The organism is Xanthomonas sp. LMC-A-07, assembly GCF_030208825.1.
In the GTDB taxonomy this organism is placed as follows: Bacteria; Pseudomonadota; Gammaproteobacteria; order Xanthomonadales; family Xanthomonadaceae; genus Xanthomonas; species Xanthomonas campestris.
In genome coordinates this window covers 49,348-66,639 of record NZ_JARVTF010000021.1, presented here as the reverse complement: position 1 = coordinate 66,639, position 17,292 = coordinate 49,348, and the positions used below count along the sequence as shown (strand labels likewise).

The window sequence follows — 17,292 nt, the reverse complement described above, 5'->3', positions numbered from 1 at the left end:
AGGGCCAGAAGGTTGCAAACATCACCTCACACTGCCTGGCGGGCCGTTCGAGGCTCGTGCTCGCCTTCTGGGATAGCCAGCGCCGTCAGTTGCCATCACGGCCTTCCACGGCTGGAGCGGGCGATGGGAATCGAACCCACGTCAGTAGCTTGGGAAGCTACAGCTCTACCATTGAGCTACGCCCGCGTGGCGTGGGCAGAGTTTATGCGCCGGCAGGCCTTGGGCGCAATGCGTGGCGTACATGACAAGGGCCGGTTGCCCGGCCCTTGTCGTAGACAGCCTTGACGCTGCGGGTGCAGCGGGTGCGATCAGAAGTTGCCGCTGAAGTTCACGAACACGGTGGCGTCGCGGGCGCTGCGCTGGGCGGTGGTGGTGCTCAGGCCGATGTTGCTCTGCAGGCCCCAGATGCCGGTGCGGGCGCCCAGCACAACGGTCGCGTAGTTGCGGTCGAAGTTCTGGCCCGGGACGGTATACATGCCCACTTCCGGCATCGACTGCAGCCAGGCGCTGGCTTCGGTGCCGTCCTTGAACTCGTGGTCGTAGGTGGCCTGCAGGTACGGCTTGACCGGCGCGCCATCCAGGCGCACCTGGAAGCCGATGCGGCCCACCAGCGAGTCGATGTCCTGGTCGGCATAGCCCAGCGCGGTGGAGCTTGCGTTGCTTTCGGTGTAGCCGTCGAGCTTGAGCTTCTGCCAGGTCAGGCCGACCACCGGGCCGTACTTGACGTTGCCTTCGCCCAGCGAATAGCCGGCATTGACCGCGGCGGTGAGGTTACTGCCGTCCGGCGAGCCGCTGTGCACGCGGGTGGCCGGCCCCAGCTGGACTTCGCGGTCCACGTCGTAGCTCAGCCAGCTGTAGCTGACCTGGGCGTTGACCCAGACCGGGCCGGTGTACCAGCCGACGAAGCCGCCCAGGGTGGTGTCGTCCTGCTTGAAGCTGCCGTTGCGGTTACCGAAGTCGGCATCCATGCGGCCGAAGCCGGCAAAGCCGCCGAACACCAGGTCACCGGCGGTCCAATCCACGCCGAACAGGCCGGCCGGCGCCATGCCGTCGTACAGGTCCGCATCGTCGTAGCGCTGAATGTCGCCACGCACGCTCCCCCACCAACGCAGGCCATCAGCCTCGGGCTTGCCGTCGAGGTGCCAGGCCACCTGGTCGGCACGTGCGCGGCCGCCGGCCTGGGCGGAGCGCGTCAGCACCTGCTGCAGGCGCGGCGCTTCCAACAGCGAGATGGCGTACTGGCCCAGGATCTGGTGGGTGGCCGTGGTGGGGTGGATGCCGTCGGCGAACACATAGGTGTTGGGCGCGTTCGCGGCGACCAGGCTGGTGGGGTTGCAGGCCGGCAGCGCGAGCGCCGGGTTGCAGGCGGTACCGGTGACGTTGCTGAAACCGTAGATGCCCGGGTCGGCAACCACTTCCTGCAGGATGTGGAAGGTATCGACCGGGATCACCCGCAGGCCGGCCGACTGCAGGCCGTTGAACAGTGCGGTGTTGTAGGCGGTGGCAGCGGCCGTGCCCTGCGCCATGGCGGCGGCACCGCCGGCGCGGAAGCGCGGGGTGATGCCCACATCCGGAATGGTCGGCACCATTACATAGCGTGCGCCGGCGGCCTGCAGCGCGCCAACCGCGCCCACCTGCGCGGTCACGGCGCTGCCGATGATGGCCTGCGCCTGGGCAGGCGCGGTGGCCGCGGCGAGCAGGTCATTGGCGCCGCCCCACACGGTGTACAGCGCATTCGGGTTGGCCTGGCCGCCGTTGGCAGCCAAATAGGTGTTGATCTGGCTGGTTACCGACGGCGCTGCGCCGAGCGCGCTGACCGAACTGGCCTGGATGCGCGCGCCGCCGGCAGCGTAGTTGTCGCCGGTCTGGCCATTGCCGTTGGGCGCTGCATTGGTGCCGAAGTGGTCGCCCACGTATTCGGCCCACACCCAGCCCGGGTTGGTGGTGAACTTGCCGGTGACCGCACGCGAGCCGGCCGGCAGCAGCGGGTTGTAGTAACCGCTGTCGGTGAGGCTGTCACCGAAGAACACGGTCTGATCGAAGGCCGAGTCGGCTATGGCCGGGCTGGCCGCCAGCGCGATGGCCACGGCCATCAGGGAACGGATCGGGCGAAGGGTTGAAGCCATGGGAATGCCTGCTCAAGGTAGAGTGGAACCGGACCGGCCTGCATACGTACGCCGGCGAATGGCACATCGTTTCACCCTCGCCGTCCACGCTCACGCTGCATTGCCGCATAACGCAAAACGCGCGCCCTGGCGGCACGCGATGCAACAATGATGACATGAACATTCAACTCAACGGCACTCCACGCGCGCTTCCCGACAACGTGTTGTTGTCCGCGCTGCTGGATCTTGAAGGTCTGTCGCAGCGCCGCGTTGCGGTGGAGGTCAATGGCGAAATCGTCTCGCGCGGGTTGCACGCCACCCATGCGCTGCGCGAGGGCGATGTGGTGGAAATCGTGCATGCACTGGGCGGCGGTTGATCGCGGCAAGTGCCGCGCAGCCACGCTCGATCGGTGATAATCGCCGCATGACACTTTCCGCCCCCTCCGATGCGCTGGTGATCGCCGGCAAGCCCTACCGTTCGCGCCTGCTAACCGGCACCGGCAAGTTCAAGGACCTGGACGAAACCCGCCTGGCCACCGAGGCCGCTGCCGCGCAGATCGTCACCGTGGCCATTCGCCGGGTGAACATTGGCCAGGACCCCAACGCGCCCAGCCTGCTCGATGTGCTGCCGCCGGACCGCTACACCCTGTTACCCAACACCGCCGGCTGCTACACCGCCGAAGACGCGGTGCGCACCTGCCGGCTGGCCCGCGAGCTGCTGGATGGCCACAACCTCACCAAGCTGGAAGTGCTGGGCGACGAGCGCACGCTCTATCCGGACGTGGTGCAGACGCTCAAGGCCGCCGAACAACTGGTCGCCGACGGCTTCGAGGTCATGGTGTACACCTCCGATGACCCGATCCTGGCCAAGCGGCTGGAAGAGATCGGCTGCGTGGCGGTGATGCCGCTGGCCGCGCCGATCGGTTCGGGCCTGGGCATCCAGAACAAGTACAACCTGCTGGAAATCATCGAAAACGCCAAGGTGCCGATCATCGTCGACGCCGGCGTGGGCACCGCCTCCGATGCGGCGATTGCGATGGAACTTGGCTGCGACGGCGTGCTGATGAACACCGCCATTGCCGGTGCACGCGACCCGATCCTGATGGCCAGCGCGATGCGCAAGGCGATCGAAGCCGGCCGCGAGGCGTTCCTGGCTGGCCGGATTCCGCGCAAGCGCTACGCCTCGGCATCGAGCCCGGTCGATGGCGTGATCGGATGAGCAGGCGCGCCGAGATGGCCTTGCATCCGGGGCCTGCGCCTGGCGCGGGCCGCGGCGCGCGACGCCTGCTTGGCTTCCATTTTTCATTTATTCACACCCCTCTCCCGGCGGGACAGGGGCGTTGTTTGCCGATGGCTGATTTTCATGACTGATCCTTTCACCAGCGACGGCGCCAAGATGCCGCCCAAGCCCTTCACCCTCGAAGAGGGGCGCCGCCAGGTGCGCAGCTTCGTGTTGCGCCAGGGCCGCTTTACGCCGGCGCAGCAGCGCGCGTTCGACGAACTGTGGCCGCGCTTCGGCCTGGACTACACCGGCACCCCGCGCGACCTGGACGCCGTGTTCGGCCGCCCTGCGCCCAAGGTGCTGGAGATCGGTTTCGGCAATGGCGCGGCCTTGCGCTTTGCAGCCCAGCACGACCCTGCGCGCGACTACATCGGCATCGAGGTGCATGCCCCCGGTGTCGGGCGGCTGCTCAACGCGCTGGACGATGACGGCGCCACGCATGTGCGCCTATATCACCACGATGCAGTGGAAGTGCTCGAGCGCGAGATCGCCGATGGCGCGCTGGACGAAGTACGCATTTACTTCCCGGACCCGTGGCACAAGAAGCGCCACAACAAGCGCCGCCTGGTGCAGCCGGCGTTCGCTCAGCTGCTGGTGCGCAAGCTGCGCACAGGCGGCCGCTTGCACGCAGCTACCGACTGGGCCGACTACGCCGAACAGATGTGGGACGTGCTCGACGCCACCGAAGGCCTGGTGAATCGCGCCGGCCCACGCGGCCACGTCGCACGCCCGGCCTGGCGCCCACAAACCCACTTCGAGACCCGCGGCCAGAAGCTGGGCCATGGCGTGTGGGATTTACTGTATGACCGGGAATCGGGAATGGAGAATCGGGAATCGCCAGAGCAGGCACCAGCGGCGCCCGGATAACCTGCACGCGTCAGCGCCATCCGTTCTTGCCATTCCCCATTCCCGACTCCCCATTCCCGGCACCTCATGGACACCGCGCTAACGCTGACCAACGACATGAAGCTCGTCCTCGGGCTGGTCGGCTTTACGATGGCGATGTTCCTGTTCGAGCGCATCCGCGCCGACGTGGTGGCGTTGATCGTGTTGGTGGTGCTGGGCGTCACCGGGCTGGTGGCGCCGGAGGAACTGTTTGGCGGCTTCTCCGGTAACGCGGTGATGAGCATCATCGCCACCACCATCCTGGGTGCGGGGCTGGAGCGCACCGGCGCCTTGAACCGCCTGGCCACCTGGTTGCTGCGGCGCTCGCACGGCAGCGAGCAGCGGCTGATGATGATGACGTTGGGCATTTCCGGCCTGAATTCGTCCTTCATGCAAAACCCCTCGGTGATGGCGCTCTACCTGCCGGTCGCCTCGCGGCTGGCCGCACGCACAGGGCTCACCTTGCAACGCATGCTGTTGCCGATCGCCGCGGCGATCGTGATGGGCGGCGCGCTCACCATGGTGGGTAATTCGCCGCTGATCCTGCTCAACGATTTGTTGGTGTCGGCCAACAACAACCTGCCCTCGGGCATGGCCAGCATCGAGCCGTTGACCATGTTTGCACCGCTGCCGATCGGTCTGGCACTGCTGGTGGCTGCCTTGCTGTATTTCCGGTTCTACGGCGACCGCAAGTTGATCGAGGAAGAGCGCCTGATCAACGAGGGCGTCACGCCCTCGCGCACCGAGAGCTATTTCGCCAAGACCTACGGCATCGACGGCGATGTGTTCGAACTCACTGTCACTGCCGAAAGCCCATTGGTGGGCATGACCCTGGGCGAGGCCGAAGCCATTCACGATGCGCCGCTGCTGTTGGCGCTGAAGACCGGCAACGACACCCGCCTGGCCCCGCCGGCCGACATGCGCATCTGGGTCGGCAGCGTGCTGGGTGCGATGGGCAAGCGCCAGGAAGTGACCGACTTTGCGCAGAACCATTTCCTGCGCATGTCCTCGCGCCTGCGCAACCTGGGCGATCTGTTCAACCCAAGCCTGGCTGGCATTTCCGAGGCGGTGATTCCGCCCAACTCGCGCCTGATCGGCAAGAACGCCGCCGAGCTGCGGCTGCGCAAGCAAAGCGGCATCAGCCTGCTGGCGATCAACCGCGACAAGCAGGTGATTCGCGAGGACGTGCGCAACGTGGCACTGCGCGCCGGCGACATGCTGGTGTTCCACAGTATCTGGCAGGACCTGGCGCAGGCCGCGGAAAGCCGCGACTTCGTGCCGGTCACCGACTTCCCGAAGGGCGAACAGCGCCCGCACAAGTTCAAGATCGCGATGGCGATCTTCGCCTTCACCATCCTGATTGCGCTGACCTCCAAGTTGCCGGTGGCACTGACCTTGATGACCGGCGTGGCCTGCATGCTGGTGACCGGCGTGCTGCGCATGGACGAGGCCTACGCCTCGATCAACTGGAAGACCATCTTCATGATGGCCGGGCTGATTCCGCTCGGCTGGGCGATGGACAGCAGCGGCACCGCGGCGTGGGTGGCCGGCCACACCATCGACCGCCTGCCGGAAGGCATGCCGGTGTGGGCGCTGGAGATCAGCCTGGCCTTGCTGACGACCGCTTTTTCACTGGTGATCAGCCATGTCGGCGCGACCATCGTGATGGTGCCGATCGCGGTCAACCTGGCGCTCGCGGCCAATGGCAACCCCACCGCATTCGCCTTGATCGTAGCGTTGTCGGCATCGAACAACCTGATGACCGCCTCCAACCCGGTGATCTCGATGGTGACCGGCCCAGCCAACTACCAGCCGCGTGAGCTGTGGCGCGTGGGCGCACCGCTGTCACTGATCTACATCGTGGTGATGGTGACGATGATCAACCTGATGTTCTGGTGGGCGGCGCGCTGAGCGCGCTGTTGCGGTAGCGGGGGAGCGTTGCGCCTCCGCGCTGAGTGGTGGCGCGCTGTCGTGCCGACTTTCGAATACGTGCGCTGCGCTCGATGCATGCAATGCAGTGCAGTGGCACTGCGATCGACGGGCACTCTTTACAGTGAGCATCTGACTGGCGGCGGCATCGCAACACGCGGATAGTCGTGACTGGCAGGATGCGGGTGCATTGCACGCGCTACCTCCAGCAGTCTTGCAGTCCAATAGTATTGTTGCGTGCGGTCTTGTTGCGTGCGGTCTTGGAGAGCGTGCGGTCTTGCAACAGAGAGACCACTGCCCTCGCAATGCCGCATGAGGCCCATCTAGGCCCAGGCCAGCTCACCCCAGCAGCACATGCTCGCCATCGATGCGCACCGGCACCGCCACCAGCGATTGACCGCGACACGGCCCGCTGACGCATTCGCCGGCATCCAGCTCGAACGCCGCGCCGTGTGCGGCGCACACCAACTGGCCTTCCTTGGTCTTGAGAAACTGGCCGGGCGCCCAATCCAGCCGGCGGCCAGCGTGCGGGCACACGTTCAACCAGGCGCGGACCTGTGCACCCTCCCGATACAACACCACCGATTCCGGTCCGCCATCCCACAGCGCTTCGACTTCTAAAAATCCGGCATCGGGAATCTGCGCCAACGGAATCGGCGCGGTGGGCGGTAGTGACGACATGGGATTGATCGCTGCGAACAGACCTGATTGTGCCATGCCGCTCCATGGAGACTGCGCCCAGGCGCCTTGCGCCATTTCAACGCGGCGGAGTCCGCGTCACTGCGGCTCCGCGCGGTTTCGGCGATCGCGCAGTCCTACCAGCCAACGCGTCTGAATCGTCAGCCAAGCCGCACGGCGACCTTCCCACTCCACACTGCAGCTTCGTAACCAACTGCAACCAACCGATCACAGCCAAGCGATCGCAATTAGCAGACACAACCGCGTGCAGGCCCCACAACGGCACGCGAAGCGCGCTGTTCCCAACACAACTAATGTGATGGGCTCAACAAAACGGCACTCGATTTAACGAAGTTTTCACTCAATGACATGAAACCGCAACGATACTGCCCCCTCGTTTCCTCCGGCAGCCCACCGCCATGCCCGCACGCATCTTCCAATTCGGCAACCTCCACCACCTGTTTGCGCCGCGCAAGCCGCGTCACCCGTTGGTGCGCGTTGCCGCTGGCCTCGCCGGCCTGGCTATCCTGGCTGTGCTGATCTTCTTCAGCGTGTTCGTGGGCGCTGCGATGATCCTTGGTGGCGTGGCCTGGAAATTGTTGAGTAAGTCCAACCGCCGCGCGCCGCAGCACGCCCGCGTGGTGGAGGCCGAGTACCACGTGGTACGCAAGCCGGCTCTGCCGCTCTCGCACTGAGCCGCAAGTTGCTGCGCGCCTGAAGCGCCAGTTGTTTTCGCCTGCACCGCCAAGCAGCTAGACTCACGCGTCCTGTCTTCGAGGATGCGTGCATGACCCACGATGTGATTCCCGCTGCCGATGTCCCGCGCATTCCGGTGGTGGGTGGCGGAAGTTTTCCGGTGCACCGCATCTATTGCGTTGGCCGCAACTTTGCTGATCACGCCCGCGAAATGGGTGCCACCGCGCCGGCGTCCAAGGCCGAACGTGGCCAGCCCACGTTCTTCATGAAACCGGCCGACGCCATCGTGGTGGGTCATGGCGACCACATCCCCTACCCGCCCGGCACCAAGGAGCTGCACCACGAGGTCGAGCTGGTGGTGGCCTTGGGCAGCGATGCACCCGCCGGTGAACTGCCTGTGGACCAGGCCGAGGCCCTGATCTATGGCTACGGCGTGGGCCTGGACCTGACCCGCCGTGATCTGCAGGCCGCGGCCAAGGCCAAGGGCCTGCCCTGGGACATCGCCAAGGGCTTCGATCATTCCGCACCGATCAGCGAGCTGGTGCATGCCGGCGAAGTGGGTGCACTGGATGCATTGAACCTGTCGCTGGAAGTCAACGGCGAAGTGCGCCAGCAATCGTTGCTGGACCAGATGATCTGGAATGTGCCGGAGATCTTGCACGAGCTGTCCAAGCTCTATGCATTGCGCGCGGGCGATCTGATCTTCATGGGCACGCCGGCCGGCGTCGGCCCGTTGTTGCCGGGCGATCAATTCAGTGCGCGCCTGGAAAATGTGGCCGAACGCCACGGCATCATCGCGGGCTGACATCGGCCGGGCTACGATCGCTGCAGCGGCAGTGGGTCCGCGTCCCCATCTGGAGTGCACTATGGGAATGGTCAGCGAATTCAAGCAATTCGCGATGCGTGGCAATGTCATCGACCTGGCGGTCGGTGTGGTCATCGGCGCGGCGTTCGGCAAGATCGTCACCGCGCTGGTGGAAAAGATCATCATGCCGCCGATCGGCTGGGCCATCGGCAACGTGGATTTTTCGCGGCTGGCGTGGGTGCTCAAACCGGCGGGCGTGGATGCCACCGGCAAGGAAATTCCTGCCGTGGTGATCGGCTACGGTGACTTCATCAACACCGTCGTGCAGTTCGTGATCATTGCCTTTGCGATCTTCCTGGTGGTCAAGCTGATCAACCGCCTCAGCCAGCGCAAGCCGGATGCTCCCAAGGGACCGAGCGAAGAAGTGCTGCTGCTGCGCGAGATCCGCGACTCGCTCAAGAACGACACGCTCAAGAATCCGACCGTGCCGTAAGCAAGCGGCCACATCCTTGCACGCACTTCGCACACAAGGATGACTTTTCGCACGCAGACGGGGGACCTCGCGCTGATAAGCTCGGGGTCCCCCTTGTCGTTGGAGCCGCCCTGCATGCGTCGCCTCGCTGTCGCCATCTCCGCCCTGCTTGCCACCTCCGCGGCGCTTGCCGCGCCCACCAGCATTCCCGATAGCGCGTTGCGCACCGCCGCGCAGTTGCGCGAGCAGGCGCTGGCCGACAGCACCGGCTTTGCAGTGGTGGAATCGTTGACCACCGAAGTGGGCCCGCGCATTGCCGGCGGTGAAGCGGATCCACGCGCGGTGGCCTGGGCCAAGGCGAAGTTCAAGGCCTTGGGCTTTGACAAGGTCTGGACCGAGCCGGTCACCTTCCCCAAGTGGGAGCGCCGCAGCGAGCAGGCCGCCGTCATCGGTGCACATGCGCAGCCCTTGCATATCACTGCGCTGGGCGGCAGCCCGGGCGGCAGCGTGGAAGGCGAAATTGTGCGCTTCGAGAATCTGGCTGCATTGCAGGCGGCGCCGGCGGGTTCCCTGGCCGGCAAGATTGCCTTTGTCGACTACCAGATGGTGAAGGCGCGCGACGGCAAGGACTACGGCAACGGCGGCGCAGTGCGCAGCAAGGGCCCCTCCGAAGCAATCCGCAAAGGCGCCGTCGGCTTTGTGATGCGCTCGGCCGGCACCGACTCGCATCGCGTACCGCACACCGGCATCACCCGTTTCGATGAAAGCCTGACCCCGGTACCCGCAGCGGCATTGTCGGTGCCCGATGCCAACCAGTTGGCCCGCCTGGCGGCCCTGGGTAGCACCCGCGTGCGGCTGGCGCTGGATTGCGGCTGGGATGGCACGGCCACTTCGTACAACGTGATCGGCGAGATCACCGGGCGTAGCAAGCCGAAGGAAGTGGTGGTGATCGGCGGGCATCTGGATTCGTGGGACCTGGGCACAGGTGCGATCGACGACGGCGCGGGCGTGGCGATCACCATGGCCGCCGGCCATCTGATCGGCCAACTCAAGCAGGCGCCCAAGCGCACGATTCGCGTGGTGGCCTTCGCCAACGAAGAGCAGGGTTTGTATGGCGGCAAGGCGTATGCGGCTGCGCATGGCAAGGACGCCAAGGACATGGCGCTGCATCAGATTGGCGCTGAAAGCGACTTCGGTGCCGGGCGCATCTACGCCTTCAACACCGGTTCGGCGGCGCCGGAACAATCGCGCGCGGCCACCCAGCAGATTGCCGAGGTGCTGGCACCGCTGGGCATCGCGTATGAGCCCAGTAAGGGCGGCCCTGGCCCGGATGTGGGGCCGATCTCCGCCAAGGGCGGTGCCTGGGCGTGGCTGGCGCAGGACGGCACCGACTACTTCGATCTGCACCACACCGCAGACGACACGCTGGACAAGATCGACCCGAAGGCGCTCGCGCAGAACGTGGCCGCCTACACCGTGTTCGCGTATCTGGCCGCAGAAGCCGATGGCGATTTCGGCAGCCGCGCAAAGTCTGTGCAGCCGCCGAACGAGTAAGCTGAGGCGCACTGCCAGCGGTGCGCTTCAACTCCAGGACGAGCACACACGATGGCGGCCAAGCGGCAACGCACTGCGACCACGGCAGCAACCCTGCTGGATGTCGCCAAACACGCAGGCGTCTCGCCGATGACAGCCTCGCGCGTCATCAACCGCCACCCGCATGTGGGCGAAGACATGCGGGTACGGGTGGAGGCCTCCGTGCAGGCCTTGGGCTACCGGCCGAATCTGGCCGGCCGCTCGCTGCGCACCAGTGGATTGCTGCGCATCGGCGTGCTGTACAGCAACCCGAGCGCGGCGTACCTCAATCAATTCATGCTCGGCCTGCTCGAACAGAGCAGTCTCAATGGCAGCCAGGTGCTGGTGGAGAAATGCGGCGCCATCCGCAGCCAGCGCGCTGCCACCGAACGCCTGCTCGCCGCCGGCGTGGACGGCGTGATCCTACCGCCGCCGTTGTGCGATTCGCGCCAGACCATTGCCGAACTCGATGCACGCGGCATCCCGGTGGTGGCGGTGGCCAGTGGCGCACCGATGGCGCAGATCAGCTCGGTGCGCATCGACGATTACCAGGCCGCGCGCGCGCTTGTCGATCATCTGATCGCGCTTGGCCATCGCCGCATCGCCTTGATCAAAGGCGACCCGAAACACACACCCAGCGCGCTGCGTGCCAGTGGCTACGCCGACAGCCTGCAGGCGGCCGGGCTGGGGATCGATGAGACCCTAATCGCCGAGGGGTTGTTCACCTATCACTCGGGCCTGCTCGCCGCGCGCGCATTGCTCGCACAGCCCGCACCGCCCACGGCGATCTTTTGCAGCAACGACGACATGGCAGCAGCCACCGTAGCGGTCGCGCACGGGCTGGGCCTGCGCGTGCCCGAGGATGTGTCAGTGGCCGGCTTCGACGACACCCCGGTGGCCACCACCATCTGGCCCGAACTCACCACCGTGCATCAGCCGGTCACCGCCATGGGCCGCGCCGCCGTCTCGCTGCTGGCCGACGCCATTCGTGAACGACGCAAGGGCGCACCAGTGCAGGGCGTGCATCAGGTGATGAAGTACACGCTGGTGAAGCGCGGTTCGACGGCGGCGCCGGCGGTGTGATGTGGTGATGGCTGCAAACGTGTGGCTGCACATGCAACGCAGACAGGCAAAAAAAGCCGCATCGCTTCCCGCCGATGCGGCCAAATGGGAGGGTGCCCGGGCTTGCGACCGGGCGAACTGCAGCCACCGGCGTATGCCAGTGATGGGAAGCACAGCAATCCGGCTCAGAGGATCAGAGCGAAGCTCGCAATTTCGTGCTGACACACGACACCCATGCAGGCAAAGCGCGAAAACAGCTGCATGACACAATGTGTACGGCTGCGGGGCTCGCTGATGGCGGCCATCGTGTCACGACCGCCATCACCGCAGACTGCGTTGCCATCAACTCACAGCACTGAGAAGAGCAAGATGCCTAATTGTTCGGCCGCGCGATCACCATCGCCGACGGTGCACTCGCACCTGCCGCATTGTTGGCCGTCACCACGTACGTGTACGCGGCACCATTGTCGACCGCGCGGTCTAGATAGGTGGTTGAGGTGACGTTGCTGCTCACCGTCGTCAATGCACCCGTGGTGCCGGCGCGGCGCTGCACGGTGTAGCTGGCTGCGCCGCTGACGGCCGACCAGCTCAGCTTGACGTTGCTGTCTCCCACCGTAGCGGTGAGCCCACGGGTTGCAGCCGGTACTTGGCGCCGTGGCAGTACAACAGATGCGGCGCTGGCGGTCGCGATGTCCGGATAGGCGTTGTTGACCAGCGCAACGAACTGGTTGTGGAACCAGGCGCCGGAAATCGGCGCGCCCGGCATCGCACCACTGAGCACGCCGTCGGCCGTGGTGTAGGTCGGGTCGCACATCCGGTCGAAGCCCTTGCCTTCATTATTCGGAATCAGCGTGCTGGAACCATCCGACTCACCCGGTGGCTTGACCCATGCGTAGGCATCCAGATGCGCACCGGGCGCTGCAGCGGGCGGCATGCCGATCCCTGCGTTGCTCTGATTGCACCAATTGCCACGATGGAGCCGGCGATCGATGCGCCCGGTATTCACATAGGTCGTGATGTCGCTGCCGACTGCCGCAGTCGGGCGATTCGGCCCGCCCCAGCCATTACGCCCGGTATCGATGATGAAGCCGATCGTGCCCGGCCAGCCCGCACCGACGAATCCGCTATACAGCGCCTGGGTGAAATCGGTCTCGTCAAAATACGGATTCCATTCGTAGTACTTGGCCGATTTGATCGGCTGGCCATTCACGCTCAAGTCGGGTTTGGGCAAATTGGGCTCGTTCAACGGCGTGGTATTCGCCGTGTTGGTCACAAAGCCATCGACGCTGGACAGGCCCGCGGCGGTGCCCTGCACCACGCGCGTGTACAGCGCAATGGTCGGGCCGCGATTGCTATCCCAGCCCAACCAGCCGGAATGGCCGATATCCAGATAATTGTAGGTGTTGGGAATTGCATGCAGCTTGTCGATCGCGTACTTGATGCCGGCCTCGTAAATGCCGGTGGAATTGGCCAATGCGCAGCGCATGTCGTTCAAGTTGGTGACAAGGTTGGGCAGGCTATCGGGCTCGATGACATTGACGATGCGGATGTCCTTGTACTTCGGGTCGGCAAAGATGCCGGCAATCACGTCGATGTATTCCTTCTTGTAGCGCTCCAGCGCTGCAGGAGTGAGCGGCAGTTCGCCATTGGATGCCAATGCATGGCAGTCGCGCCCGGGCAGATCGTAAATGACGAAGCTGGCGGTGATGGGTGTGTTGGCCTTCTTTTGCGCCAGCGCCGCGTCCAGATGCGCGCGCAAACCGAGGCGCCCGGCGTTCTTTGAGCCGCCGGCAATTGCATCGATGCGATCGAGCCAGACCGCCGTGGGAGTGTTTTTGACCACGCCCATTTTCGCCTTGAGCGGCACACCTTTCACTTTCGCAATCGATGCATCCACCTTCTTTGCGTAATCCGGATTCACATAGCCGGTTGCGCCTACGAAGGGATTATCGACATGCGATTGCGCGGACACCGCCGCGATCAGCAAAGGGTTTGCAACCAGCAATGACAACGCCAGTGTGCGCTTTATGTTGCGACGGATGCCTTGATTGGAACGCATGGTATTCACCTTTTTCCGTGGTTGGTTCTCAGGGATTGCGGATGTTCTTTCAGCACGACCGTGGTGGTATTGGCCTACTCCCATTCCTGTAAAGGCACCCATCGAAGACTCCTTGGAAGGCGATCGGGCACGCTCCGCCAGCGCACATCCGTAACGGCGTACGAGAGCAAGACATCAGCAACGCGCACGCAAGGAGGCAGGCCAAATGGCCTTGATCCAGACGAAAACGCATAACGCTCAGCGTGTATCAGGGGCAGAGTACCGGACCGATAAGCGCGTTCCGGCACTTGCGTGATGAGTGGATGATCTCCAGGGAGCGAGTGAGCGAGCAGCATTGACTGCTGTGCTTGCGAGCGGCGTAACCAAGCTCGCCATGCGCAAACTACGCCGCAGCTGTGAGCGGCGCAATCGCCAAAGATTGCGTTCGGACACAGATCAGAACACCCGCTACACCCATCGGCGCAGTCCAGGCATTACGACACAAATGGATGTGCCAGCACGCACAAAAAACGGCCACATCGCTTCCCGACGATGCGGCCGAATGGGAGGGTGCCCGACGTTTCCGTCAGGCGTACTGCAGCGCCGCATGAAAACGGCGACGGGAAGAACGCGCAAGGATCGCGTGGAGAGTCTCGCTAGAAGAACATGCGGCACGACGCGGATGCGCGCCATGCCGCATGGGTGCAGCCGGATCAGAAACGCAAACGCAGGCCCGCGTAATAACGACGCTCGAAGATGTTCTGGTCGTAGTAGTGGTTGGTCCACTGTGCGTAACGCCGCTCGCTTTCACCGGTGAGGTTGGTGGCCTGTGCGTACAGCGTCAGGTGGTCGTTGACGTCGTAGCTGAAGGAGGCATCCAGATAACCGACGTCGTCGTTCCAGATGGCCAACTCATCGCCCCATGCACCGCTATTGACCTGGCTGAAACGCTTGCTGCGCCAGTTGTAGGCCACGCGCGCCTGCAACTTGTCCTTTTGATACCACAGCACCGCATTGGCCTGGTGCTTGGAGTTGTCGCCGATCGGCAGCGTGTTGCCTTCGATATCGGTGTTGTCAGTATCGGCATCGGAGAAGGTGTAGTTGATGTTGGTGCCGAAACCGCTCAGCCAACCGGGCAGGAAATCGAAGGCCTGTTGATAGCCGATTTCGAAGCCCTTGATCTTGCCGCCACCGCCGTTGACGATGCGCTCCACCGGGCCGCCAAGCCGCACCACACCGTCGGCATCGGGCTGCGGCTCGATGTTGGTCACCGTGGTGGGGAACGACTTCACGTCGATCAGGAACGCACCTACGCTGACCAACGACGCATCGGAGAAATACCATTCCCACGACGCGTTGTAGTTGGTGGCGCGGTACGGATCCAGGTCCGGGTTGCCGGAACGGCCATTGAGAAACAGCACCGCATCGGAGGGCAGCGCGGGGTTACGCGGTGGCGTGCCATTGACCGCATAGAAGCTCACCAGACCGCGGCCGAGATCGGGTAGATCCTGGCGCGCCACCGCCTTGTTGTAGGCAAAGCGCAGTTTCTGCGCGTCGGTGATGTCCAGCGACAGGTTGGCGGTGGGCAGCACGTCGGTGTATTGGCGATTCAGACGGTTGGTACCGATCGCCGGGCTGACGCCGTTCCATTCGACATTGCCGATAAACACGTTGCCGCTGCTCAGATACTGATCGATCGCCAGCTTGGTCTGCACGATGCGTGCGCCGATATTGGCCGTCCACGGCACCGCGCTGCCGGTGCCGCCTTCCAGATTCGCCAGGAAATACGCCGCCGTGCTTTTTTCGGTGACCTTGTACGAATCGGCAGCCTGCTGGTAGGCCACGTTGCCCGGATACAGGCTGTTGAGATACCCCACCGGGTCCTTCATGACCTGCGGATTGATCGCCGGCAACCCCTGGCTCCCCAGGCCGGTGACCTTGAGCGGATCGAAGTCGTTGAAGTACGCCCAGTAGCCGGGGATGGAATTGAACGGCAGCAGGCGCGCTTCGGACACGCCGCTGCAGGTATCGGAGATCAGCGGGTCCTTGAAGTAGTACAGCGAGCGGTTGGGGTCTGCGCAGGTGGTCGATACCGGCGACAGGTAGCGATAGGTGTCCAGCTTGACCTCGCGCTCGCCATAGCGGATGCCGAACTGGAAGCCGCGCACCACACCTTCGTCGAACTCGAAGGTGCCATCGGCACGGAATGCATCCATCGTCGCTTCGATCTTGTTGCCCTGCGCCCAGGTGGACATCAGCTGCCAGTTGTCCGGGTTGGACACATCGGTGCCGAGGTTGACCGCCGGATAGGTGCCGCGGAAATCCACCGAGGCATCCACGGTTGGCAAGCCATTGGCGTTTGCCCATTGCGTCACGCCGCCGGCGCGGGTGATCTGATCGCCGCGTGTCACCACTGCATCGGCACGCGCTTCGTCGTAGGTGCGCTGCGCATCGCCATGCACCCAGCGGAACGACCCACGGAACGGGCCGCCGTCATCGAAGCGTAGCTCCAGGTTGGTGTTGAGCGAATCCGAATCGGCCACGCCGGCCATCGAATGCGCCTGGAAGCGGTTGTAGCGGAACTGGCCGTATTCGAGCACGCCATTGGAATCGACCACCGATCCCGGCTGCAGCTGATTGGTGGCCCAACCGGTATGCAGCTGCGCGGCCACCGAGGTGTCCTGGTCTTCGAGCTTGGTATAGGCCGCGTCGGCCAGCACCGTCCATGAGTCGTTGATGTTGAACTGGAACGAGCCGTTGACGCCGGTGCGCTGGCGGTCGGTGCTGCGGTTATCCAGTTCGGTGGCGACCCAGTTATAGAAATAATCACGCGGCAGATTGGACGGATCGGTATTGCTGCCGATGCGGCCATCGCCGTTGAAGTCGAAGCCCACGTTCTGCTCGGTGGATTTTTGCGCGCCGTTGGAATACACGCTGGGGTGCTTGTTTTCCAGGGTGGCATCGGAATACGACACCGCCAGCAGGGCGCCCCAACGTTCGGTGCGGAAGCTGGCCAGGCCCGAGTACAACTCGTTGAGTTCTTCCACGCGGTCGCCGTAGGAACCTTCGGCCTGACCGCTGAAGGTCCAGCCTTCGGGCAGATCGAACGGGCGACGCGTCTTCAGCGAGACCGTGCCGCTGATGCCGCCATCCAGATCGGCGGCAGTGGGCGACTTGATCACGTCCACGCCACTGAACAGCGTCGGCGGGATGTCGACGAAATCCGGCTGTGCGCGGCCGATGTTCGGTTGGCCGAATTGATCGCCACCACCTGCGCTCAGATACAGCTCGCCATTCATGGTGGTCTGCACCTGCGGCATGCCGCGGATGTTGAGCTGCGAGCCCTCGCCGGCGGAGCGCCGGATCTGTACGCCGGGTACACGCTGCAGCGAATCGGTGATGGTGACGTCGGGCAGCTTGCCGATGTCTTCAGCCGAAATTGAATCGATGATTTGCGCGGCAGTGCGCTTGTTTTCGATGGCTTCGGCCTGCGCACCACGCACACCCTTGACCATGACCTTGTCCAACTCGGTGACACCTGCGCCGGCACTGGTGTCCTGCGCTTGCGCGCCACCAGCCAGCAAGGTCAGTGCGGCCGCGAGTGCGGCGGCCAACGGTGTATGACGTGTATTCGACAGCAACTTGTTCATGGTCCCCTCCCAGGGATGACAACACTCCACGACCATTTCGAATGGTGCCGCCGGGGGGCGGCACGGTGTGTCTGACGCGTGCAACGCGCCAGTGCGAGCTCCGTGCGGGGGCACGGCA

13 protein-coding genes and 1 tRNA gene are annotated in these 17,292 nt (G+C 64.3%); 9 read left to right on the top strand and 5 right to left on the bottom strand.

What is annotated here, in order from left to right; genetic code table 11:
- Positions 1-112: 112 nt before the first annotated feature.
- Positions 113-186, bottom strand: a tRNA-Gly gene (locus tag QRM89_RS20430).
- 122 nt (positions 187-308) lie between these two features.
- Complete coding sequence (locus QRM89_RS20425; RefSeq protein ID WP_285448945.1) at positions 309-2,093, bottom strand: autotransporter domain-containing protein; 1,785 nt, start codon at positions 2,091-2,093, stop codon at positions 309-311.
- Positions 2,094-2,281: 188 nt separating this feature from the next.
- On the opposite strand from QRM89_RS20425, the gene thiS reads away from it, so the two are divergent.
- The 4 genes from thiS (at position 2,282) to QRM89_RS20405 (ending at position 6,183) form a co-directional block, all read left to right on the top strand.
- Positions 2,282-2,482 carry a sulfur carrier protein ThiS gene (gene thiS, locus QRM89_RS20420; RefSeq protein WP_274318269.1) on the top strand — a complete coding sequence of 67 codons (201 nt, stop codon included), beginning with the start codon at positions 2,282-2,284 and terminating at the stop codon, positions 2,480-2,482.
- 47 nt (positions 2,483-2,529) lie between these two features.
- Positions 2,530-3,324: a thiazole synthase gene (locus tag QRM89_RS20415; RefSeq protein WP_011038257.1), complete on the top strand. Its 795-nt coding sequence runs from the start codon at positions 2,530-2,532 to the stop codon at positions 3,322-3,324.
- A gap of 144 nt (positions 3,325-3,468) precedes the next feature.
- Complete coding sequence (trmB, locus tag QRM89_RS20410) at positions 3,469-4,254, top strand: tRNA (guanosine(46)-N7)-methyltransferase TrmB (protein WP_285448892.1); 786 nt, start codon at positions 3,469-3,471, stop codon at positions 4,252-4,254.
- Between the two features lie 66 nt (positions 4,255-4,320).
- Entirely contained in the window at positions 4,321-6,183 is a 1,863-nt protein-coding gene (locus QRM89_RS20405) for an SLC13 family permease (RefSeq protein ID WP_285448891.1), read from the top strand.
- Positions 6,184-6,540: 357 nt separating this feature from the next.
- On the opposite strand, the gene QRM89_RS20400 is transcribed toward QRM89_RS20405, so the two are convergent.
- Positions 6,541-6,882, bottom strand: coding sequence for a Rieske (2Fe-2S) protein (locus QRM89_RS20400; protein WP_057671632.1), 342 nt, complete (start codon positions 6,880-6,882; stop codon positions 6,541-6,543).
- 416 nt (positions 6,883-7,298) lie between these two features.
- On the opposite strand from QRM89_RS20400, the gene QRM89_RS20395 reads away from it, so the two are divergent.
- From QRM89_RS20395 to QRM89_RS20375, 5 genes are all read left to right on the top strand, one after another.
- Positions 7,299-7,574: a hypothetical protein gene (locus QRM89_RS20395; protein ID WP_011038261.1), complete on the top strand. Its 276-nt coding sequence runs from the start codon at positions 7,299-7,301 to the stop codon at positions 7,572-7,574.
- 92 nt (positions 7,575-7,666) lie between these two features.
- The gene (locus QRM89_RS20390; RefSeq protein WP_014508750.1) at positions 7,667-8,380 is read left to right on the top strand and encodes a fumarylacetoacetate hydrolase family protein; all 714 of its coding nucleotides are present in this window, start codon (positions 7,667-7,669) and stop codon (positions 8,378-8,380) included.
- Positions 8,381-8,441: 61 nt separating this feature from the next.
- Positions 8,442-8,873, top strand: coding sequence for a large-conductance mechanosensitive channel protein MscL (gene mscL, locus QRM89_RS20385; RefSeq protein WP_011038263.1), 432 nt, complete (start codon positions 8,442-8,444; stop codon positions 8,871-8,873).
- 114 nt (positions 8,874-8,987) lie between these two features.
- A complete protein-coding gene (locus QRM89_RS20380) occupies positions 8,988-10,406 on the top strand; it encodes a M20/M25/M40 family metallo-hydrolase (RefSeq protein WP_285448888.1) in 1,419 nt (472 codons plus the stop codon).
- Between the two features lie 51 nt (positions 10,407-10,457).
- Positions 10,458-11,507, top strand: a complete 1,050-nt coding sequence (locus QRM89_RS20375; RefSeq protein ID WP_285448887.1) for a LacI family DNA-binding transcriptional regulator — start codon at positions 10,458-10,460, stop codon at positions 11,505-11,507.
- A 352-nt stretch (positions 11,508-11,859) separates the two neighbouring features.
- Here QRM89_RS20375 and QRM89_RS20370 read toward each other — a convergent pair whose 3' ends face one another.
- Positions 11,860-13,545: a glycoside hydrolase family 6 protein gene (locus tag QRM89_RS20370; protein WP_285448943.1), complete on the bottom strand. Its 1,686-nt coding sequence runs from the start codon at positions 13,543-13,545 to the stop codon at positions 11,860-11,862.
- 692 nt (positions 13,546-14,237) lie between these two features.
- Positions 14,238-17,174: a TonB-dependent receptor gene (locus tag QRM89_RS20365; protein ID WP_285448886.1), complete on the bottom strand. Its 2,937-nt coding sequence runs from the start codon at positions 17,172-17,174 to the stop codon at positions 14,238-14,240.
- Between the last annotated feature and the right edge of the window lie 118 nt (positions 17,175-17,292).

What these genes read in the sequence shown, in the direction of transcription:
- thiS (WP_274318269.1), top strand. Translation starts at nt 2,282, where the DNA reads ATGAACATTCAACTCAACGGCACTCCACGCGCGCTTCCCGACAACGTG.
- QRM89_RS20405 (WP_285448891.1), top strand. Translation starts at nt 4,321, where the DNA reads ATGGACACCGCGCTAACGCTGACCAACGACATGAAGCTCGTCCTCGGG.
- QRM89_RS20415 (WP_011038257.1), top strand. Translation starts at nt 2,530, where the DNA reads ATGACACTTTCCGCCCCCTCCGATGCGCTGGTGATCGCCGGCAAGCCC.
- mscL (WP_011038263.1), top strand. Translation starts at nt 8,442, where the DNA reads ATGGGAATGGTCAGCGAATTCAAGCAATTCGCGATGCGTGGCAATGTC.
- QRM89_RS20370 (WP_285448943.1), bottom strand. Translation starts at nt 13,545, where the DNA reads ATGCGTTCCAATCAAGGCATCCGTCGCAACATAAAGCGCACACTGGCG.
- QRM89_RS20400 (WP_057671632.1), bottom strand. Translation starts at nt 6,882, where the DNA reads ATGTCGTCACTACCGCCCACCGCGCCGATTCCGTTGGCGCAGATTCCC.
- QRM89_RS20395 (WP_011038261.1), top strand. Translation starts at nt 7,299, where the DNA reads ATGCCCGCACGCATCTTCCAATTCGGCAACCTCCACCACCTGTTTGCG.
- QRM89_RS20425 (WP_285448945.1), bottom strand. Translation starts at nt 2,093, where the DNA reads ATGGCCGTGGCCATCGCGCTGGCGGCCAGCCCGGCCATAGCCGACTCG.
- trmB (WP_285448892.1), top strand. Translation starts at nt 3,469, where the DNA reads ATGACTGATCCTTTCACCAGCGACGGCGCCAAGATGCCGCCCAAGCCC.
- QRM89_RS20365 (WP_285448886.1), bottom strand. Translation starts at nt 17,174, where the DNA reads ATGAACAAGTTGCTGTCGAATACACGTCATACACCGTTGGCCGCCGCA.
- QRM89_RS20390 (WP_014508750.1), top strand. Translation starts at nt 7,667, where the DNA reads ATGACCCACGATGTGATTCCCGCTGCCGATGTCCCGCGCATTCCGGTG.
- QRM89_RS20375 (WP_285448887.1), top strand. Translation starts at nt 10,458, where the DNA reads ATGGCGGCCAAGCGGCAACGCACTGCGACCACGGCAGCAACCCTGCTG.
- QRM89_RS20380 (WP_285448888.1), top strand. Translation starts at nt 8,988, where the DNA reads ATGCGTCGCCTCGCTGTCGCCATCTCCGCCCTGCTTGCCACCTCCGCG.